A 20,547-nucleotide genomic window follows, 5' to 3' on the forward strand; every position below is an offset into this window, starting at 1 on the left:
CCCTGGTGCCTGTCGCAGGACGCTCAGGCGTGCCCGGTCACTCGTCGACGTCGAGGTAGCCGTAGCCGCCGTGGCCGCCGAGCGCGCAGTCGGCCGCCTCGATCTTCAGCTCGATGGTGTCGCCGGCGTACTCGGCCACGGCCAGTTCCACCAGCTGCCACGGGATCGACTTCCAGTCGCCGCCCTGGTAGCTCAGCCAGCCCGAGTACGAGGGATCGTTGGCGAAGAAGCGCTTGCGGTACAGGTCGATGTTCTTGGTCTTGTTCTGGACCACGATCTCGATGTACGGCTGGTCTTCCGGGTCGTGCTGCGGATCCTCGAGCACCGCCGACCAGTAGAAGCGCAGCACCGGGTTCTTGCCCGAGGGCACCACGGCCGTCTGCGTCAGCGTGCTGATGTGCTCGTCGTTGTCCTCGTTATTGATGCGCGCGGCCTTGGTGCCGAACAGCGGCACCTGCAGGTCGGTGGCGATGGGGTCGAAGCCCGGCGTGGCGATGATCTCGCTCTTGTCCGACGGCACCACTTCGGGTGCTGCACTGCTGCCGCCCCAGCTGTGGCGCTCGGACACCCAACCGGTGAAGTCGCCGGTCTCCAGGCCCATGTTCTGGAAGAAGAACTGGTTGGCCACCCGCAGGCGGAACTGCTTGAAGGCATGGAAGCCACCGGCCCAGGCCGCGCCGCTGCCCCAGCCCGCATATGCCTTCTCGGTCTCGGAGACCAGCACCATCACGTCGGTGCCGGCAGCCGAGGGCAGCTTGGCGATCGTGAACTCGAACGCATTGCTGGCGGCATCGACCGGGTAGGCGGTCGGCAGGCGCGTGCCGTTCAGGTAGACGTGGGCGTAACGCGGCGCGCTCGGGTTGGCGCTGGCCGGGCGGGGCACGGTGCCGCGCACGGTGACGCTGTCGTCGGTGGCCACCTCGAAGGTGCCGGGCGACGTGGACAGCTCGGCGGGCGCCGTGACGGCGATCTTCGGGTACAGGCTGGTCGGGAAGCCGGCCTCGGCCGCCACGTACAGGCTGTCCAGCGTCTTCGACGAGTAGGCGGTGTTGAACGACGCGAAGGCGAAGACGTCGTATTCCTTGTTCTTCGAGTCGACGCCGAAGCCGGTGGTCGGGTTCCAGGGCACCGTCACGACCTCGCCGGGGAACCGGGTGTCGTAGAAGCGGAAGCGCTGCGTCGCGCTGTCGTAGGCGTAGACGGCGACGGTCTGGGCGTCGGTCCAGGTGCCCGCCGCGCCCTTGCCCATCACCATCAGCTGCGCCTGCTTGGTGATCATCAGCTGCTGGATGATGGTCATCGCGACGGTGTTCTCGGCCGCGATGTTCGTGGCCCCCAGCGTGGCGGCGTTGTCCAGCGCCTTGATGTGCGACTTCTGGTTGCCGGCCTGGTAGGCACGCATGATCAGTTCGCGCGCGACCTGGTCGTCTTCCTCGAGCGCCGGATTGCCTTCACGGTACAGCGTGCTCAGCGCCGCGCCCTTCAGGGCCTTGCGGGCGCGGTGGTACCACGCGGCGTAGCCGGCCATGCCGAACGAGTTGCCGCCGGGCTCTTCGTAGGTGCCGAAGTTGTGCACGAAGAAGCTGTCGACCGTCGGGTCGAAGCTCACGCTGGTGCCGAGCTTGCTCGGGTCGATGGGGCCGAGGCCGCCGACCTTGATCCAGATCACGGCGTACTTCGAGGCGTGCGAGGTCAGGAAGGTGATCTTGCCGTTCGCGCGGTCGATCGACTTCACGGCGATCGGGCTGTAGCCGCCGGTGTCCTCGTCGAGGTACACGACGATGGGCGTGGCGTCGTCGGGCAGCTTGCTCTTGTCGTACGGCATGGTCACGTCGACGGTCTGGCCGAAGTCGGCCGAGCCGGTGCGCGTGATCACGAGCGTCTTGCTCAGTTGTTCGTAGCCAGCGGTGCTGACGTCGGTGTCGACGGCCAGCGGCAGCGCGTCTTCGTAGCCGATGGTGATGTTGTCGGCGGCCACCACGGCGTCGGCCGGCACCTCGACCTTGGCGCCCGCGATCGGGCTGCCCGCCGGCGCCTCGACCGTGAATGCCGGCACGGTGGGCCCGGCCGGCGGCGTGGTGGTCGCCGGCACGTCGGTGTCCTCCCAGCAGCCCGAGAGCACGCCGAGCGCCGCCACGAGGGCGACGATGCCGAGCGCTCTGGGCAGCGCGCGGGTGTTGCTGAAGTTCTTCACGTCGACCTCCTGTGGTCTGTTCGATGTGCGCGCCGCACGGTGTGGAGGCTGCATGCCGGAGGTGGCATGCGGCAAATCGCGGCGATGCTCGGCAGCTTATTGAAACAACCCCCCCGGCGCCACACCGAACCCACGTTCTGGGGGGTCCTGCGCCCACCTAGAATCATCACCCCTGGTGACCGGCCGCCGGCCGGTTGCAACAGCCATGCGCCCCGTCACGCGCCCCGCAGCGCCCGCCGACAATGACCCGCAAGCTCTTCGTCACCACCGCCCTGCCGTACGCGAACGGGCCGTTCCACATCGGCCACGTCATGGAGTACATCCAGGCCGACACCTGGGTGCGCTTCCAGCGCATGCAGGGCCACGACGTGCACTTCGTCTGCGCCGACGACGCCCACGGCGCGCCGATCATGATCGCGGCCGAGAAGGCGGGCATGACGCCTCAGCAGTTCGTCGCCGGCATCGCGGCAGGCCGCAAGCCGTACCTCGACGGCTTCCACATCGCCTTCGACCACTGGCACAGCACCGACGCGCCCGAGAACCACGCGCTGGCGCAGGACATCTACCGCGCGCTGCGCAAGAACGAGCTGATCGAGGCGCGCACCATCGAGCAGTTCTTCGACCCCGACAAGGGCATGTTCCTGCCCGACCGCTTCATCAAGGGCGAGTGCCCGAAGTGCGGCGCGAAGGACCAGTACGGCGACAACTGCGAGGTCTGCGGCGCCGTCTACGCGCCCACCGACCTGAAGCAGCCGTACTCGGCGCTGTCCGGCGCGACGCCGGTGCTGAAGACCAGCGAGCACTTCTTCTTCAAGCTCAGCGACCCGCGCTGCGTCGAGTTCCTGGAAGCCTGGACGCAGGACGGCCGGCTGCAGCCCGAGGTGGCCAACAAGGTGAAGGAGTGGTTCACGCGCGACGCCGCCGGCCAGGTCGGCCTCGGCGACTGGGACATCAGCCGCGACGCGCCCTACTTCGGCATCGAGATCCCCGACGCGCCGGGCAAGTACTTCTACGTCTGGCTCGACGCGCCGGTGGGCTACCTGGCCGCGCTGCAGGCGCGCCTGCAGCAGCTGGGCATCGACCTGGACCGCTACCTTGCCGACCCGGCCGTCGAGCAGGTGCACTTCATCGGCAAGGACATCGTCACGTTCCACACGCTGTTCTGGCCCGCGATGCTGAAGTTCAGCGGCCGCAAGGTGCCCGACCGCGTCTTCGTGCACGGCCACCTCACCGTCAGCGGCGAGAAGATGAGCAAGAGCCGCGGCACCGGCATCAGCCCGCTGCGCTACCTGGAGCTGGGCTTCAACGCCGAGTGGCTGCGCTACTACATCGCGGCCAAGCTCAACGCGCGGGTCGAGGACCTGGACTTCAACCCCGAGGACTTCGTCGCCCGCGTCAACAGCGACCTGGTCGGCAAGTACATCAACATCGCCAGCCGCGCCGCGGGCTTCCTCACCAAGCGCTTCGACGGCCGGCTGTCGGCCGACGTGGGCGTCGAGGGCCGCGTGCTGCTGGACGGCCTGCGCGCGCACGCCCCCACGGTGCACGACCTGTACGAGACCCGCGAGTTCGGCAAGGCGCTGCGCGAGGTGATGCTGCTGGCCGACCGGGTGAACGAGTTCGTCGACCAGCACAAGCCCTGGGAACTGGCCAAGCAGGCCGGCATGGACGCCGCGCTGCACGACACCTGCACGGTCTGCATCGAGGCCTTCCGGCTGCTCACGCTGTACCTGAAGCCGGTGCTGCCGAAGCTGGCGGCCGACGTCGAGGCCTTCCTGCGCATCGCGCCGCTGCAGTGGGCCGACAGCGCGCGGGCGCTCGGCCACCACCAGATCGCCGCGTACCAGCACCTGCTGCAGCGGGTCGACGCCAAGCAGCTCGAAGCGCTGTTCGAGCCGCCGCCGGCAGCCGCCGCGCCGGCGCCGGCCCTGCCGGGCGGCGAGGCCGTCGCGCCCGAGATCACGGTGGACGACTTCTTCCGCGTGGACCTGCGCATCGCGAAGATCGTGAACGCCGAGGCCGTGGACGGCAGCACCAAGCTGCTGCGCCTGACGCTCGACGTGGGCGAGGGCCGGCATCGCAACGTGTTCAGCGGCATCGCGGCCAACTACCGGCCCGAGCAGCTGGTGGGCAAGCTGACGGTGATGGTGGCCAACCTGGCGCCGCGCAAGATGAAGTTCGGCGTCAGCGAGGGCATGGTGCTGGCCGCCAGCCACGCCGACGAGAAGTCGACACCCGGCGTCTACGTGCTGGAGCCCTTCCCCGGCGCCGTGCCGGGGATGCGCGTGCGCTGACGCACGCTGGCGCGCCTGCGGCCTGTCAGCCTGTCAGCAGCTGACGGGTGCATGATCGTCGGCATGTCCCTGCCTGCCCTGCACAGCTTCCGGCCGCGCCTGCTCGACGCCCTGCAGGGCTACGACCGCAGGCGCTTCGGCGCCGACCTGGGCGCCGGCATCACGGTGGGCATCGTGGCGCTGCCGCTGGCGATGGCCTTCGCCATCGCCTCGGGCGTGCAGCCCGAGGCCGGCCTGTTCACGGCCATCATCGCGGGGCTGCTCATCTCGCTGCTGGGTGGCTCGCACGTGCAGATCGGCGGGCCGGCCGGTGCCTTCATCGTCGTCGTCTACGGCATCGTCGAACGCTACGGGCTGGCCAACCTGCTCATCGCCACGTCGCTGGCCGGCGTGCTGCTGTTCCTGATGGGCCTGTTCAAGCTGGGCGCGCTGGTGCGCTACGTGCCGGTGCCCATCGTCATCGGCTTCACCAACGGCATCGCGGTGCTGATCGCGCTGTCGCAGGTGAAGGACTTCCTCGGCCTCGTCACGCCCAGGCTGCCGGCCGACTTCTTCGCGATGGTGGGCACGCTCGCCAGCCACGCCGCCACGCTGAACCCGGCGGCCGTGGCCATCGGCGCCGGCAGCTTGGCCATCGTGGTGCTGTGGCCCAAGTCCTACGCCATGCCGACCGCACCGCTGGGCGCGCTGGCGCGGCTGCGGCGCGCGGCGGCCCACGTGCCGGGCACCATCGTCGCACTGGTGGCGGCCACGCTGGCGACGCTGGCGCTGCAGCTGCCGGTGGAGACCATCGGCAGCCGCTTCGGCGGCATCCCGCAGACGCTGCCTGCCTTCGCGCTGCCCGAGGTGAGCTGGGCCACGGCCAAGCAGTTGCTGATCCCGACGCTGACGATCGCGCTGCTGGGGGCCATCGAATCGCTGCTGTGCGCCCGCGTGGCCGACAACATGGTGCCGTACCCGCGCCACGACCCGAACCAGGAGCTGATGGCGCAGGGCGTGGCGAACTTCGTCACGCCGCTGTTCGGCGGCATCCCGGCCACCGGCACGATCGCCCGCACCGTGACCAACGTGCGCGCAGGCGGCACCAGCCCGGTGGCAGGCGTCGTGCATGCGCTCACCGTGCTGGCGGTGGTGCTGCTGGCCGCGCCGCTGGCGCAGCACGTGCCGCTGGCGGCGCTGGCCGGCATCCTGCTGTTCGTGGCCTGGAACATGGGCGAGTGGCGGCAGTTCGAGCGCCTGCGCAAGTTCAGCCTGCAGTACCGCACCATCCTGGTCGGCACCTTCTTGCTCACCGTGGTGTTCGACCTCACGGTGGCGGTGGAAGTGGGGCTGGTGCTGGCCTGCGTGTTCTTCATCATCCGCATGGGCCGGCTGTTCCGCGTGCAGCCCGTGCCGCAGGCCGCGGTGCCGCCGGGCGTGCAGGTGTTCGAGCTGTTCGGCTCGCTGTTCTTCGGCGCCGTCGGCAAGATCGAGGCCCTGCCCGCGCAGCTGCCGGCCGGCACGCGCGTGCTGGTGCTCGAGATGCACCGGCTGATCTCGCTGGACACCTCGGGGCTCGACGCACTGGAGCAGCTGCACCGCACGCTGCAGCGCCAGGACATGGCGCTGGTGCTGGCCAACGTCAACGAGCAGCCGCTGTCGCTGATGCGGCGCTCGGGCTTCGAGGACGTGCTGGGCGCCGACAACATCGTGCCCACGGTCGCCGCCGCCTTCGCCAGCAAGGCCGAAGGCGCGGCACGCAGTTAGCTCAGCAGTCGATCTTCCAGCCGTGCTGGCAGGCACGGCAGCGCACGCGCAGCACCGGCTCGGCCGCGGCGCCGGATTCGTCCTCGATGGACCAGCGTGCGTAGACTTCGCAGGCGGGGCAGACGGCCTGGTTGGCGACGGTCTCGGCGCGCAGCAGCAGAAACAGGTAGCGCCGCATCGCCCAGATGCCGATGCCGCCGGCCAGCAGCAGGCTCAAGGCCAGCAGCGCGCGGTCGGCGCCGCTGCCGTCGGACAGGGCCTCCAGCGCACCCAGCACCGCCAGGGCGCACAGGATCAGCAGCACCAGATGCGCGTGACCGCGGATCAGCTCGGCCTCGTACCACTTGCGAAAGCCGCGGCGGCGGATGCGGCGGGCGATGACGGACTGCTGTGCCATGCGAACCCAGCATAGCAACGGCCGCACCTGCCGTCACGCCTGCGCCGCCGCCGCGTTGCGCGTGCGTGACGGGTGGCGGCGTCAGCGCTGCCAGTCCAGCGCCACGCGCTGTTGCAGGCCCCGCGCCACGCGCAGCGACTCGCGCAGCACGCGCCGCTCCAGCAGGTCGAGCGTGTCGACCTGGCAGCGGTTCGGGTGCGCCGTGCCGTCGGCCACCTGCACCCGCAGGCGCAGTAGCTGCAGGTGCTCGAAGGCCGCCACCCAGGCCTGCGCCTCGGTGTCGGGCACGCCCAGCGCGGCGGCGGCGCCTTCCAGCCGCTGCCGCGTGCCGGTGGCGGCCACGCCGGTGGCCAGCGCCAGCACGCGCGCGGCCTCGACGAAGAGCGCACTGCCCTGCAGCTTCAGGTCGATCACGTCGTGGCCGTCGATGCGCTGCGTGTCGATGCCGCCGTGCCAGTGCAGCGGCGGCCGGTGCTGCAGCGCGTTGACGGCCAGCTGGCTCAGGAAACGGGGCGTGGCTGCCGCCTGCTGCACGACCAGCGCCGACAGCGGCGCCGCGAGCGCCGCGTTGCCGGCGACGGGCCGCAGGTCGAAGTAGATGCTGGCCGCCAGCAGGTCCTGCGGCGCGCCGTGGGCGATCCACTGCGCGAAGCGCTCCCGCCAGCCTGCCACCGTGCGGCAGCAGTCGGGGTTGCCGGCCATCACGCCACCGGTGCACAGCGGGTAGCCGCAATCGGCCAGCGCCTGGTTCACCGCCTGCCCCAGCGCCAGCCAGCGCGGCAGGTCGGCGTCGGCGGCATCGGCCACCACGAGGCCGTTGTCCTGGTCGGTGGCCACGGTCTGCTCGCCGCGGCCTTCGGAGCCGAAGGCCAGCCAGCAGGCCTGGCCCAGGTCGAGCCCGTGTGCATGGGCCAGCAAGGCCACCAGCCGCGCGGTGAGCGCGTCGTTGAGCTGGCTCACCAGCTCGGTGATGTTGCGCGCCTGCACGCCCTGCGCGAACAGTTGCGCCGCGAAGCGGCGGATGTCGGCGGCGGCCTCCTGCAGCGTGGCCACGTCGCCGGCGGTGCGCAGCGCGTTGCCGATCTGCCGCAGCGACAGCCGCTGCAGCGTGAACAGGTCGCGCTCGGAGACGATGCCCGCCAGGCGCCCCTGCTGCGTGATCGGCACGTGGCGCACGCCCTCGCGCGACATCAGCAGCGCCGCATCGTGCGCGCTGCGTGCGGCGTCCAGCGTGTGCACCGGCTTGCTCATCACCGCGGCAATCGGCGCGGCCAGGTCGGTGGCCGGCAGTACCACGCGCGCCAGCAGGTCGTGCCGCGTCAGGATGCCGACCGCAGCGCCGTCGGCGTCCACCACCAGCACCGAACCGACACCGCGCGTGTGCATCTGCTGCAGTGCGTCGCGCAGTGGGGTCGCAGGCGTCACGGCCAGTGGCAGGCCGCGCAGGAACTGCGCCAGCGGTGCTTCCAGCGTCTGCTGCGCCAGCACCTGCTCGGCGAACGCCACCTGCGTGCGGCGCTGCACCTGGGCCAGGTCGGCCAACGGATCGGCGGACGGGTCGTCGGGCGCGGCGTCGTCGAGGTCCATGGCGGTCATGCTGCCGTGCGACGGTGCGCGCCGACTTGATCGCTGTCAAGAAAAAAGGGCCGCGCCCCTTGCGGTGCGCGGCCCCGGCACGGCTTGCGCCGTGTCGAAACTCAGGTGTCGAAGCGCATCACTTCGCGAACTTCAGGTCCGGGTAGCGCACGTGCTCGACCAGGTCCTGCGTGTCCTTGCGCGGGGGCGCGGTCAGCAGGCTCACGATGATGATCACCGCGAAGCCCAGCGGCACGCCGAACAGGCCGGCCGAGATCGGCTGGATGCCCCACCACAGTTCGACCTTCGACGTGACGCCGAAGACGCCGCGCAGCCAGGGCTGCGTGGTGACCATGTAGTAGAACGTCACGCCCAGGCCGGCGATCATGCCCAGCGACGCACCCCACTTGTTGGCGCGCTTCCAGAAGATGCCGAGCACCAGGGCCGGGAAGAACGCCGCTGCAGCGAACGAGAACGCCGCCGAGACCAGGAACAGGATGTCCGCCGGTTTCTGCGCCGCCACGCCGGCAGCCGCGAGGGCCACGATCAGCAGCAGCGCCTTGGAGATCGCCACGCGGCGCGCGGTCGGCGCGTTGGGGTCGATCATCTTGTAGTACAGGTCGTGGCTCAGCGCGTTGGCGATGGTCAGCAGCAGGCCGTCCGCGGTGGACAGCGCAGCAGCCAGACCGCCGGCAGCGACCATGCCCGAGATCACGTACGGCAGGCCGCCGATTTCCGGCGTTGCCAGCACGATGATGTCGCCGCCGATCTTCATCTCGCCGAGCTGGAAGATGCCGTCCTTGTTGATGTCGATCACGGACAGCAGACCCGGGTCGACACGCGCCCAGTTCGCCACCCAGGCCGGCAGCTTGTCGAACGGTGTTCCCACCAGCACGCTGAAGATCTCGAACTTGACCAGCACTGCGAGCGCCGGCGCCGTGAAGTACAGCAGGAAGATGAAGAACAGCGACCAGGTCACCGACTCCCGCGCTTCCTTCACCGACGGCGTCGTGTAGTAGCGCATCAGGATGTGCGGCAGCGCGGCCGTGCCCACCATCAGGCAGAACACCAACGCCAGGAAGTTGCGGCGCGAGGTGTCGTACGCAGCCTGGGCCTTCTCGTCGCCGTTCGGGTCACCGGCGAACTGCTGCGCATGGCGCGGCATGCCGGCCAGCGGCACCGCGCGGCTGGCGTTGTCGGCCTTGGCCTTGGTCCAGGCGGCCTTGGCGGCAGCCTCGTCCTTGGGCACGGCGGCCAGCGCCTTCTCGGCGGCCTGGATGTCGGCAGCCGGGCCGTTGGCGGCCTTCAGGTCGGCCAGCGTCTTCTCGGCGGCGGCACGGTCGGCGGCCAGCGCTGCAGGAATGTCCTTCAGCTTGGCGTCGAACTCGTCGGCACGCGCCTTGAAGGCAGCGATGACTTCCTTTTCCTTCGGGTCGTCGATCAGCTGCTGCTCGCGCGCGGTGACCTTCTCCAGCTGGAAGCCGTAGATGGCCTGCGGCACGGGCACGCTGGTCTGCTTCACCGACAGCCACACCACCGGGATCATGTAGGCCACGATCAGGATGATGTACTGGGCCACCTGCGTCCAGGTGACGGCACGCATGCCGCCCAGGAACGAGCAGACCAGGATGCCGCCAAGGCCGACGAAGATGCCGATCTCGAAGGCCAGGCCCGACAGGCGCGCGGTGATCAGGCCCACGCCGTAGATCTGTGCCACCACGTACGTGAACGAGCACAGGATCGCGGCGACGATGCCGATGAAGCGCGGCAGGTTGCCCTCGTAGCGGGCGCCCAGGAAGTCGGGGATCGTGAACTGCCCGAACTTGCGCAGGTACGGCGCCAGGAACAGCGCCACCAGGCAGTAGCCGCCGGTCCAGCCCATGATGAAGGCCAGGCCGCCGTAGCCGGTGAGGTACAGCGTGCCGGCCATGCCGATGAACGACGCGGCGCTCATCCAGTCGGCACCGGTCGCCATGCCGTTGTAGACCGCGGGCACGCGGCGGCCCGCCACGTAGTACTCGGCCGCGTCGGTCGTGCGGCTCATGATGCCGATGCCGGCATACAGCGCCACGGTGGCCAGCAGGAAGATGAAGCCCATCCAGTTCCTGGGCAGGCCCATCTGCTCCAGGATCGCCAGCACGACGATGAAGACGATGAAGCCGCCGGTGTACCAGCCGTACACCTTGTTCAGTTGCGCCTTGAAGGCGCGGTTGTCGGCGGCCGTGGACGTACCACCGCCGCTATCGCCAAAGAGTCCAGCCATGGTTTATTCCTCCTCGGCGACGCCGTGCTCTTGATCGAGCCGGTTCATCGTCCGCGCGTAGTACCAGATGATCAGGCAGTAGACGATCAGCGCGCCCTGGGATGCGACCCAGAAGCTGAACGGCCAGCCGAAGAAATTGAAGTTCAGTTCGCGGGCGAAGAAGCCCACGACAAAGGTCACCACGAACCAGATGGACAGAAGAATTGCGGTGAGCCGCAAATTCTTCTGCCAGTACTGGCGGTGGCTGTCGGTCAACTGCATAGGTCACCTCCGAGTTGTCAAACGTCTCCAGCGGCCTGGCGGCCGCCACCCTCTTCCCACCCCGCGCGAGCGCAGCCGCGGGGCACGAGCCTCACGCGGCCAGTCCGGTCTCGCGCTCGAGTTGCGCCGCCACCTTGGGCTCGAAGCCCTTCAGGTGGCGGATGATGCGGCGTGCCTCGTCGGCGTTCTGCCGATCGACGTGCACGCGCGCCAGTTGGTACCAGCCGTAGGGGCTCATCGGCTGGAGTTCGGTGTTGCGCTTGAGTGCCGCCACCGCCTCGTCGGGCTGGCCGCGGCGGATGAGCACCAGACCGAGGCCGTACCAGGCACGGTCGAGCTTGTCGTCCAGCGCCACGGCGCGGCGGAAGGCGACCTCGGCCTCCTCCAGGCGCTCGGCGCGTTCGAGCAGGAAGGCCAGGTTGAACCAGTCCCCGGCGCTGCGCGTGGGCTGCGCCAGCACCAGCGCCTGCAGGTCGGCGATGGCCTCGGCGGGCCGCCCGGCGGCAGCACGCACGTGGGCGCGGCTGGCCAGCGCGTAGCCGTCGCCGGGCCAGCGCGCGAGCATCTGGCCGAACAGCACCTCGGCGCGCGCGTCGCGGCCGAACAGCAGGCAGGCCATGGCCTGCAGCTTCATCCACCGGTAGGCGTGGCCGCGGGGAGACGTCATCGACATGCCTGCACTCCGATCTCCAGGCACAGCTGGATCTTGTAGAGGGTGGACACCACCCACAGGAACAACACGACCAGGAAGGCCACCAGCGGCAGGTGCCGGTCGAGCACCAGCTTGGGCGACACCCAGCGCGCAGCGCGCACGAACGGGTCGGTCAGCACCTTCAGCAGCCGGTAGAAGAAGTTGGTCTCGCGCTTGGCGCCGGCCAGCAGACCCAGCAGCCACTGCCCCGCAAACGCGAGCAGCGCGATCTCGGCCACCAGTTTCACCGACGAGACGAACAGGAGCATGACGGGCCCGTTGAAAGACTGCCGTCAGGTTGAAAAGAATCGCTTACGGCGTTCTGACAGCCAGCCCGTGCGGTGTCCGAACTGCGGGCAAGCCCGAAGATGGCAAACCCGCGGTCGGGGCTTCAACGATCAGCACTGAGCGACTTGGCGCGGGGCCATGCGGCCGGCAGCCGCGCCAGCTGCCGCGCGGCACGGCGCTGCAGGCGGTCCTGCTGCGCGGCCAGCCAGCCCAGTGCCCACCAGGTGGCGGCGTCGGCCGTGCCCTGCGCGACGGCGGCCTGCAGCTGCGCCTGCGCCAGCAGCGCGTCATTGCTCGCGCCCAGCGCATCGAGCGCAGCGCGCAGCGCCTCCAGGGCCCGCGCGGCCGACTTGCGCCGCAGCAGCGGCTGCAGGAATTCCAGCGTGTAGCGCAGGCGCTTCAGCTGGCGCCGCAGCCGGTGCCGCTGCTCGGGGCTGGCCGCGGCAAAGGCCTGCCCGTCACGCCGCGCGCGGCGCCACGCCGGCCGCAACAGCCGCGCGGCGGCGTCGGCGGGCGAGCCGGCCGGGGTCGCGCTGGGATGGTCCGGCGCGGGCAGCATCGACGCGTCGAGCGCCAGCCGCAGGCTGCGCAGCACGAGCACGCTGAACTCCGGGTGCCGCACGACGGCCGCAGCGCCGTCTGCTTCTGCGGTCGCTGCCGCTGCCGGCGCAGCCACGGCGTGCCGGGGTGCGCCCTCGACGGCGCCGGCCTGTTGCAGCAGCTGCGCCACCACGTCGGCATCGCGCAGCGCTCCGAGCTGCCGGAACGGGCCGCGCCAGGCCTGTTCGAGCGCGCGGGCGACGTCGGCATCGCCCGCCCAGGGCGCCAGCAGGCGCAGCGCGCTGCGCAGCCGCCGCAGGCCCACGCGCAGCTGGTGCAGGTGCTCCGGCGTGCCGCAGCCGTTGCCGAGCTCGGCGGCGTTGGGCAGCATCTGGGCCAGCGCCGCCTGCAGCACCGCGCCCAGCGCCTGGCCCGGCGTGTGCGCCGCCCGCAGCAACACCGGCGCGGCCCCCGTGGCCGGCACCTCGTGCACGCCCAGCGCCAGCCGGTGGCCGCGTTCGGACTTGGTGCGCACGTCCAGCCACAGTCCGTGGCGCTGCACCCAGCGCGCGGCCAGTGCCAGCAGCGGCTGCGGCGGTCCGGCGACGAGCTCGAACTCGACCTCGCACACCGGCTGCCGCAGCCCGGCGGCCGTGATGTGGCCGCTGTCGAAGGCCAGCTCCACGGTCGCGCCCCCGGTGCGCACGCGCCGCAGCAGGCGCTGGATGTCGGTGCCGTAGCGCTCCTGCAGCGGCGTGCCGTCGGCCAGCAGCGCGGCCAGCCGCGCCCCCACCGCGGTGCCGGCGTGCCGCGCGGGGTCGGGCTGCGGCCGGCCCCGTTGCGCCGGCAGCGCGACCTCGTGCTCCAGGCGTTGCATCAGGCCGTCGCCGCGGCCCTTGAGCGTCTGCACCCAGCGCGGGCCCTCCTTGCGCAGGCGCAGCGCCAGGCCGGCCGCGGCCAGGCGCTGGTCGGCGGTGTCCAGGTAGACGGCCTGCAGGCGCACGCTGCGCGCACCGGCCGTGGCCACGGCCTTGCGCACGGCGGCACGCTTGGCAGCGGGCACCTGGAACTTCAGCTCGACTTCGACGGCATCCATGGCGCGCATGCTAGGGCCTGCGGCCCGGGCCGCCACGGACGGCTAAAATCCGCGTTTCCCCTGATCCGCCACGACGCCGCCATGCCGTTCTTCTGGAAGCCCTACAAGTCCGACGTGACCTCCTTCATCGAGGAGCTGAAGGCCAAGAAGCCGACGCTGGAAGACGAGCAGCGCGCCGGACGCGCCCTGCTGTGGGACCGCGACCTGGACCGCCCCTCGCAGGCGGCCTGGCGCGAGGCCCGCGTGCCGCAGCAGGCCTACGTCTACCAGACCCGCACGACGCCGGCCAAGTAGGCCGCCGCCTTGAGCACCCTGCCGGCGGACGCGCCGCCGATCGCCGAGCCGCAGACCGAGGTGGCGCCGCCGCTGACCGTGGACCAGGTCGCCGTGGCGCGGCTGTACGGCGAGCCGCTGTTCCGGCTGCCGCAGGACCTGTACATCCCGCCGGACGCGCTGGAGGTCTTCCTCGAGGCCTTCGAAGGGCCGCTGGACCTGCTGCTGTACCTGATCCGGCGCCAGAACTTCAACATCCTCGACATCCCGCTGGCCGACGTGACGCGCCAGTACCTGGGCTACATCGACCAGGTGCGGCGCAACAACCTCGAGCTGGCCGGCGAGTACCTGCTGATGGCGGCGATGCTCATCGAGATCAAGTCGCGCATGCTGCTGCCGCCCAAGCGCAGCGACGACGGCGCCGAGCCCGAGGACCCGCGCGCCGAACTCGTGCGGCGTCTGATCGAGTACGAGCAGATCAAGCTGGGCGCCGCGAAGATCGACGCGCTGCCGCTCGCCGGCCGCGACTTCCTGCGCGCGCAGGTGCACATCGAGCAATCGCTGCAGCCGCGCTTTCCCGACGTCAGCCCGGTCGACCTGCGTGAGGCCTGGGCCGACATCCTGCAGCGCGCGCGGCTGAACCAGCACCACACGATCTCGCGCGAGCAGCTGAGCGTGCGCGAGTTCATGAGCATCGTGCTGCGCAAGCTGCAGGGCCGGCGCTTCGTGGAATTCCACGAGCTCTTCGACACGAGCCGCGGCACGCCGGTGCTGGTGGTGACCTTCATCGCGATGCTGGAACTCTCGCGCGAGCGCCTTCTGGAAGTGACGCAGGCCGAGGCCTTCGCACCGATCTACGTGCGCCTGGCCTACGCGCCGAGCTGATCGCCGGCGTCCACGGCAAAGCGCCCGCGGCCCTCGGCCTTGGCCCGGTAGAGCATGCGGTCGGCCCGCGCCAGCAGCGCCGGCCAGCCGCTGCGCACGGCCATGCCCACGGCACCACCCACGCTGGCGCCCACCTGCAGCGGCGGCAGCCCCGGGTGGTCGGGCAGCACGAACGGCCGCAGCGCCGCGTCCACCACCTGCCGCGCCACGCGTTCGGCCTGCGCCGCGTCGCGCATGCCGGGCAGCAGCACCGCGAACTCGTCACCGCCCAGCCGTGCCACCGCGTCCGACGGCCGCACCAGCCGCACCAGGCGCCTGGCAAAGGTGCGCAGCAGCGCGTCGCCCACTGCATGGCCGTGCGTGTCGTTCACCGGCTTGAAGCGGTCGAGGTCGACGTACAGCAGCGCCAGCGGCTCGCCGGTGTGGTCGTCGAGCAGGTTGTCGAGCTGCTGCTCGAATCCCGCGCGGTTCAGCAGGCCCGTCAGGGGGTCGCTCTGCGACAGCGCGCGCAGCCGCAGCTGCTCGTGGCGGTGCTGCGTGATGTCGTGGGCGATGCCGACGAACCCGTCCGTGCTGCCGTCGTCCAGGCGCAGCGGGATGTAGTCCACCGCCAGGTGCGGCGCGCCCGGACGCTCTGGATGGTCGCGTTCGAAGTGCACGGCCTCGCCGGCCAGCGCGCGGCGGGCCCAGGGCATGCTGCGCTCGACATCGGCACCGGCCAGGACCTCCTGCGCGGTGCGGCCCAGCACCTGGTCGCGGTCCAGCCCGTGCCAGCGCTCGAACGCGCCGTTGACGAACCGGTAGCGCAGCGCCGCGTCGACCACCGAGACCAGCGCCGGCGTGGCCTCGGCCACCGAACGCAGGATGGCACTCTGCCGCTGCAGTTCGTGCGCGGCGTGCACGCGCTCGGTGATGTCCTGCACCGCGCCCACCAGCCGCGCCGGACGCCCGTCCTCGAACTCGACCTCGCCCACGGCGCGCACCCACAGCGCACGCCCGCGCGCGGTGACGAGCGGCAGTTCCAGGTCCCAAGGGGTGCCATGCGCCATGCCGGCCTGCACCGCCTGCTCGATGCGCGGACGCACCTGCGGCGGATAGAACGTGATCGCGTTGTCCAGCGTGGGCTGGAACTCGGGGCCGACATCGTGCAGGCGCCGGGTCTGGTCCGACCAGACCAGGCGGCCGCTGCCCAGGTCGAGTTCCCAGCCACCGACGCCGGCGGCGCGCCCGGTGCGTTCCAGGAAGGCCTGGCTGGCCCGCAACGCCTGCTCAGCCCGCTTGCGGGCACTGACGTCGCGGCCCACCGAGTGCAGCAGCGGCTGGCCGTCGGCGCCCTGCTGCAGCGTGTTGGTCCAGGCGAACCAGCGCTCGTCGCCACTGCCGGTGGTCATGCGGTTCTCGCCGGTCAGGCTCTCGCCGGTGGACAGCACCCAGGCCACGCGCTCGCGCACGGCCTCCCGGTCCGACGGCTCGACGTAGTCGAACAGGTTGCTGCCCAGGATGGCGTCCACGCTGCGCCCGAAGTGGCGGGCGTAGGCCGGGTTCACGTAGAGCAGCCTGCCGTCGGAGGCGGCCTGCGACACCAGCTCGCTCTGCGCGTCGAGCATCGCGCGGTGGCGACGCTCGCTGTCGGCCAGCGCCTGCTCGTGCCGGCTGCGCACGGCCAGCGACTTGTCGATGAGCGCCCGGCGCATCTCCAGCGCCTCCACGGCCACGCGCGCCAGCTGCTGCAGCTGGTGGCGCTGCGCGGGGCTGAGGCTGCGCCGCTGACGGTCGATGACGCACAGCGTGCCGACGCGCTCGCCCCCGGCCAGCACCAGCGGCGCACCGGCATAGAAGCGGATGTCGGGCGCACCGGTGACCAGCGGGTTGCCGGCGAAACGCGGATCGACCGTGGCGTCGTGCACCTCGAAGACATCGTCGGAGCGGATGGCGTGGTCGCAGAACGCGACGTCGCGCGGCGTCTCGTTGACGCCCGGCAGGCCCACGTTGGCCTTGAACCACTGCCGCTCGGCGTCGATCAGGCTCAGCAGCGCCACGGGCACGCCGCAGGCCTGGGAGGCCATGCGCGCCAGCGTGTCGAACACGGGCTCGGGCTCGCTGTCGAGCACCAGCAGGTCGCGCAGGCGCGCAAGGCGGCGGTCTTCGTCGTCCGACAGCAGGGTCATGGTTGCCCATCCTGCCGTGCAGCGCGCCGTCGCGCCAGTCCGGATGCACCTCCGGTCACACAACGGCTGCTCAGCGCATGCCCAGCTTGAAGGCGATCATCGCGCGCAGCTTGTTCGGCAGCACCGGCTTGATCAGCAGGTGGTAGTCGTGCGTCACGGCCTCGTCCTCGTGGCCGCCCAGGCTGCTGCCGGTGATGACGATGGCGGGCAGCTTGCTTCCCGGCCAGTGCGCGCGCAGCGCCACCAGTGCATCGATGCCGGTCTTGCCCTGCGGCAGCCGGTAGTCCACCAGCAGCAGGTGGGGCAGCGCTGCACCGCCGCGGGCGAGCCACGCGTGCACGCCCTCGACGGTGTCGAAGGCCGTGACACTGGCACCCCAGGCCTGCAGCAGCACCACCAGGCCCTCGCGCACCGCGGCCTCGTCCTCGACGACGACGACATGCCGGCCCTGCAGCGTCATCCCCAGCGGCGCCTTCACCTTCGCGCTGCCGGCCAGAGCCGCCGGGTCGCGCGGCGACCGGCCCAGCGGCACGGCCAGCGAGAAGACCGTGCCGTGGCCGCTGCGCGAGCGCACCGTGACCTCGGTCCCCATCAGCGCGGCCAGGCGCTTCACGATCGCGAGCCCGAGACCCAGCCCCTTGCGGTGGTGGGCCTCCAGGGGCCGGTTGCTCTGCACCTGGAAGAACTCGTCGAAGATGCGGGGCAGGCTCGCCTCGGCGATGCCGATGCCGCTGTCCCAGACCTGCACCACCAGGCCTCCGTCACGCGCCCGGCAGCTGACGAGCACGCCGCCGTCGTCGGTGTAGCGGATGGCGTTGCTGACCAGGTTGCGCAGGATGCGTTCGAGCAGCACCGGGTCGGCGTGCGCCACGTGCTGCTCGCCGCGGAAGCTGAGCATCAGGCCCTTCTCGAAGGCGGTGGGTTCGAAGTGCAGCCGCAGCCGCACGAAGATGTCGCGCAGCCGCACCGGCGCGGGGTGCACCTCGACGCCGCCCGTGTCGATCCGGGTGATGTCGAGCAGCTCGCCGAACAGGCCCTCCAGCGCGTCGACGCTCTCGTTGATGCTGTTCACCAGCGAGGCCACCTCGGGGTCATGGGTGCGCTGGCGCAGCGCTTCCGCGAACAGGCCCATCGCATGCAACGGCTGGCGCAGGTCGTGGCTGGCAGCGGCGAAGAACTGCGTCTTGGCGCGGCTGGCAGCCTCTGCGGCACGGCGCGCGGCCTCGGCGACGGCCGTCTCCTCGCGCAGCCGCACCGCCAGGGCGTCGGTGCGCGCCTTCAGCGAGATCGCCTGCCCGAGTGCGCTGCCGTAGGTGCGTGCCATCAGCACGGTGATGCAGAACAGCAGCGCCAGGATGCCCGCCAGCTGCAGGTTCCACGGCTGGCTGCCGTCGGTGGCGACGCGCACGATCGTGGGTGTCAGCACCAGGCTCAGGAACAGCAGGAACACGCGCGGCTGCGTTGCCAGCAGCTGCACCGACCCCAGGCAGTAGGTGTAGACGATGAGGATCAGCGCCAGCTGGTGGTAGGGCGAGCCCAGGCCCCAGAACAGCCACACCGCCACGCCCCACATGGTGCCCTGCGACAGCACGAGCAGCCGCCACGAGCGCCGCCAGGACCGCAGCAGTCCGTCGTCTGCCTGCGGCTGGCGCCGGTAGCGCAGGTAGTGCAGCAGGCGCAGCAGCCACAGCGTGGCGCCCAGTCCCAGCCAGGACAGCAGCGCCATCGGCGGCGCCAGCGCGCCGAACATCGCGCTGACCAGCACCATGCCGACCATGTTGCCGGTCAGCGACGCGGGCGACTGCTGGTAGAGCGCACGGATGTGGTCGACGCTGCTGCCGTGGCGGCGCCAGGCCGGCACGTGGGCCTCGGCAGCCCCGGCCGGCGCGCCGGTCGATGCCTGTGCCGCGGGCGCGGCGGCCGCTGGCAGGCTCATGGGCGCGGCGGCAGGCGGCGCGCGACGAAGCCGCCGTGGCCCTGTGTCATCTGGCTCACGGCCAGCACGGCCTGCGTGCGCGAGTTCACGCCGAGCGCGCGCAACACCGCGGCCACGTGGTCCTTCACGGTCTCCACCGACAGGTTGAGATGGCGCGCGATGAGCTTGTTCGGCAGGCCCTGCAGCAGCAGCGCCAGCACGTCGTTCTGGCGCGGCGTGAGACCGATGCTGGCCAGGGTCAGCTCCTGGTGCGCCTCGGCACGCGCCCGGGCGCCGAGCGGCGCGCCGGCCAGCGGGTCGTTCTCCGGCCGCGCCACGCCGGAGACGGTGTCGCCGTCCAGCGAATCGGGGCCGCGCGCGGACTGGCCCAGCATGCCCGGCGGCACGTAGAGGCTGCCGGACATGACCATGCGCAATGCCTCCTGCAACTCGGCGTGCGACGACCGCTTGGGCACGTAGCCCATGGCCCCCAGGTCGATGGCACGGATGACGTCGCTGGCGCGATCGGACGCCGACACCACGACCACCGGCACCCCGGGGTAGGACGTGCGGAACTCGGAGAGCACGTCGAAGCCGTTGGCGTCGCCCAGGGCCAGGTCGAGCAGCACGAAGTCGTAGTCGGCGTCGGCCGCCAGGGTGGCGCGCGCGGCCGCGGCGCTGTCGACCCCCACGACCTGGTAGTCGCTGTTGACGCCCTGGATCACCGACTGCAACGCAGCGAGGATGAGGGGATGGTCGTCGACCAGCAGTACCTTCATTGCAGTGTCCTTCCGGCGCTGTGCGGCCGTGTGCCCGGGGCATTGTCGGCCCCGGCCTTGCGGCGGTTTCCTCCCTCTTTGGAGGGGGCGCGGCTCAGGTGAAGCGGCGCGAGACGGACTCGGCCACGCAGGCCGGCTTGTCGACGCCCTCGATCTCCATCGTCACCTCCACCGTCAGCTGCGCGCCGCCCTCGAGCGGTTCGTACTTCTGCAGCTTGAAGTGGCCGCGCACGCGGCTGCCGGCACGCACCGGGTGCGGAAAGCGCACGCGGTTCAGCCCGTAGTTCACGCCCATGCGCACGTCGTCGATGGCGAAGGCCGAGTCGCCCATCAGCGGCAGCAGGCTCAGCGTCAGGAAGCCGTGCGCGATCGGCGCGCCGAAGGGCCCGGCGGCGGCGCGCGCGGGATCGACATGGATCCACTGGTGGTCGCCGGTGGCCTCGGCGAAGCGATCGATGCGTTCCTGCTCGACCGCGATCCAGTCGCTGACGGCCAGCGTGTGTCCGACCTCGGCCTGCAGGTCCTGCAGCCGGGCGAAATGCTTCATCGGGTGATTCATGCCGTGATCCAGTCTTGCAGCGGCGCCCACTGCTCCAGGTCGCGCTCGACGCGGCTGGGCGCCACGTCCCACAGCGTCAGCCCGTGCGCGGCCAGCTGCACGTAGTTCTGCGTGTCGCGCAGCCAGGCCACCACGGGGACCGGCAGCGTCGCCAGGTAGGCGTGCAGCTGCTCGTTGGCCCGCGTGTGCTCGCGCACGCGCATGCCGACCAGGCCGACCGCGATGTCGCCGCCGCGCTTGTGCGCGCGCAGCTCCTGCACGAAGGCGTGCGTGGCCTGGATGTCGAAGAGGCTGGGCTGCAGCGGGACCAGCAGCTTGTCGGCGATGCGCAGCACGGCGTCGAGGCGCTTGCCGTGCAGGCCGGCCGGAGTGTCGAGCACGACGTGGCTGGTGCCCTTGGGCGGGCGCACGATGTGGTCGTTCGCGACGTCCCAGCCGCGAATCGGCGGCCGCTGCGCCGGCCGGAGCGCCAGCCACTGGCGCGACGACTGCTGGCGGTCGACGTCGCCCAGCATCACCGCGTGGCCGGCAGCGGCCAGGCAGCCGGCGACATTGGTCGCCAGCGTGCTCTTGCCGACGCCGCCCTTGGGGTTGGCGATCACGATCACGGGCATCGCGGGGGC

At 71.1% G+C, this 20,547-nt stretch carries 17 protein-coding genes; 4 read left to right on the top strand and 13 right to left on the bottom strand.

Annotation, left to right across the window (positions count from 1 at the left end; all coding sequences use genetic code 11):
- Positions 1 to 37: 37 nt before the first annotated feature.
- Entirely contained in the window at positions 38 to 2,194 is a 2,157-nt protein-coding gene (locus tag ACPOLB_RS09880) for a hypothetical protein (protein WP_425261173.1), read from the bottom strand.
- Between the two features lie 242 nt (positions 2,195 to 2,436).
- Between ACPOLB_RS09880 and metG the strand changes: the two genes are divergently transcribed.
- Positions 2,437 to 4,488, top strand: coding sequence for a methionine--tRNA ligase (gene metG, locus ACPOLB_RS09885; protein WP_425261174.1), 2,052 nt, complete (start codon positions 2,437 to 2,439; stop codon positions 4,486 to 4,488).
- 63 nt (positions 4,489 to 4,551) lie between these two features.
- On the top strand, positions 4,552 to 6,234 hold the full coding sequence (locus tag ACPOLB_RS09890) for a SulP family inorganic anion transporter (RefSeq protein WP_425261175.1): 1,683 nt from the start codon (positions 4,552 to 4,554) through the stop codon (positions 6,232 to 6,234).
- A gap of 1 nt (position 6,235) precedes the next feature.
- On the opposite strand, the gene ACPOLB_RS09895 is transcribed toward ACPOLB_RS09890, so the two are convergent.
- From ACPOLB_RS09895 to ACPOLB_RS09925, 7 genes are all read right to left on the bottom strand, one after another.
- Positions 6,236 to 6,631, bottom strand: coding sequence for a hypothetical protein (locus ACPOLB_RS09895; RefSeq protein WP_425261176.1), 396 nt, complete (start codon positions 6,629 to 6,631; stop codon positions 6,236 to 6,238).
- 81 nt (positions 6,632 to 6,712) lie between these two features.
- Positions 6,713 to 8,218 (bottom strand): DUF294 nucleotidyltransferase-like domain-containing protein, encoded by a 1,506-nt coding sequence (locus tag ACPOLB_RS09900; RefSeq protein ID WP_425261177.1) that lies wholly within the window; start codon positions 8,216 to 8,218, stop codon positions 6,713 to 6,715.
- Between the two features lie 127 nt (positions 8,219 to 8,345).
- Positions 8,346 to 10,469 carry a sodium:solute symporter family protein gene (locus ACPOLB_RS09905; RefSeq protein WP_425261178.1) on the bottom strand — a complete coding sequence of 708 codons (2,124 nt, stop codon included), beginning with the start codon at positions 10,467 to 10,469 and terminating at the stop codon, positions 8,346 to 8,348.
- Positions 10,470 to 10,472: 3 nt separating this feature from the next.
- A complete protein-coding gene (locus ACPOLB_RS09910; RefSeq protein WP_425261179.1) occupies positions 10,473 to 10,730 on the bottom strand; it encodes a DUF4212 domain-containing protein in 258 nt (85 codons plus the stop codon).
- Positions 10,731 to 10,821: 91 nt separating this feature from the next.
- Entirely contained in the window at positions 10,822 to 11,397 is a 576-nt protein-coding gene (locus ACPOLB_RS09915) for a tetratricopeptide repeat protein (RefSeq protein WP_425261181.1), read from the bottom strand.
- Entirely contained in the window at positions 11,394 to 11,690 is a 297-nt protein-coding gene (locus ACPOLB_RS09920) for a hypothetical protein (RefSeq protein WP_425261182.1), read from the bottom strand. The genes ACPOLB_RS09915 and ACPOLB_RS09920 overlap by 4 nt, the downstream gene beginning before the upstream one ends.
- Before the next feature lie 122 nt (positions 11,691 to 11,812).
- Positions 11,813 to 13,345 carry a CHAD domain-containing protein gene (locus ACPOLB_RS09925; protein WP_425261183.1) on the bottom strand — a complete coding sequence of 511 codons (1,533 nt, stop codon included), beginning with the start codon at positions 13,343 to 13,345 and terminating at the stop codon, positions 11,813 to 11,815.
- Between the two features lie 81 nt (positions 13,346 to 13,426).
- Here ACPOLB_RS09925 and ACPOLB_RS09930 point away from each other — a divergent pair, with 81 nt between their 5' ends.
- Together ACPOLB_RS09930 and ACPOLB_RS09935 are read left to right on the top strand one after the other, a co-directional pair.
- Positions 13,427 to 13,639, top strand: a complete 213-nt coding sequence (locus ACPOLB_RS09930) for a DUF3460 family protein (protein ID WP_425261184.1) — start codon at positions 13,427 to 13,429, stop codon at positions 13,637 to 13,639.
- Between the two features lie 18 nt (positions 13,640 to 13,657).
- Positions 13,658 to 14,503, top strand: a complete 846-nt coding sequence (locus tag ACPOLB_RS09935; protein WP_425261904.1) for a segregation and condensation protein A — start codon at positions 13,658 to 13,660, stop codon at positions 14,501 to 14,503.
- Here ACPOLB_RS09935 and ACPOLB_RS09940 read toward each other — a convergent pair.
- The 5 genes from ACPOLB_RS09940 to ACPOLB_RS09960 form a co-directional block, all read right to left on the bottom strand.
- Positions 14,488 to 16,671, bottom strand: a complete 2,184-nt coding sequence (locus tag ACPOLB_RS09940) for a diguanylate cyclase domain-containing protein (RefSeq protein WP_425261185.1) — start codon at positions 16,669 to 16,671, stop codon at positions 14,488 to 14,490. The two genes, ACPOLB_RS09935 and ACPOLB_RS09940, sit on opposite strands and share 16 nt — an antisense overlap.
- A gap of 70 nt (positions 16,672 to 16,741) precedes the next feature.
- Positions 16,742 to 18,607 carry an ATP-binding protein gene (locus tag ACPOLB_RS09945; RefSeq protein ID WP_425261186.1) on the bottom strand — a complete coding sequence of 622 codons (1,866 nt, stop codon included), beginning with the start codon at positions 18,605 to 18,607 and terminating at the stop codon, positions 16,742 to 16,744.
- Positions 18,604 to 19,365: a response regulator gene (locus ACPOLB_RS09950; RefSeq protein ID WP_425261187.1), complete on the bottom strand. Its 762-nt coding sequence runs from the start codon at positions 19,363 to 19,365 to the stop codon at positions 18,604 to 18,606. The genes ACPOLB_RS09945 and ACPOLB_RS09950 overlap by 4 nt, the downstream gene beginning before the upstream one ends.
- Before the next feature lie 94 nt (positions 19,366 to 19,459).
- The gene (locus ACPOLB_RS09955) at positions 19,460 to 19,912 is read right to left on the bottom strand and encodes a MaoC family dehydratase (RefSeq protein ID WP_425261188.1); all 453 of its coding nucleotides are present in this window, start codon (positions 19,910 to 19,912) and stop codon (positions 19,460 to 19,462) included.
- 8 nt (positions 19,913 to 19,920) lie between these two features.
- Positions 19,921 to 20,538 (bottom strand): ParA family protein, encoded by a 618-nt coding sequence (locus ACPOLB_RS09960; protein ID WP_425261189.1) that lies wholly within the window; start codon positions 20,536 to 20,538, stop codon positions 19,921 to 19,923.
- Positions 20,539 to 20,547: the final 9 nt, after the last annotated feature.

Origin of the sequence: Rubrivivax soli, from assembly GCF_049810355.1 — a bacterium.
Taxonomy (GTDB): Bacteria; Pseudomonadota; Gammaproteobacteria; order Burkholderiales; family Burkholderiaceae_C; genus Rubrivivax.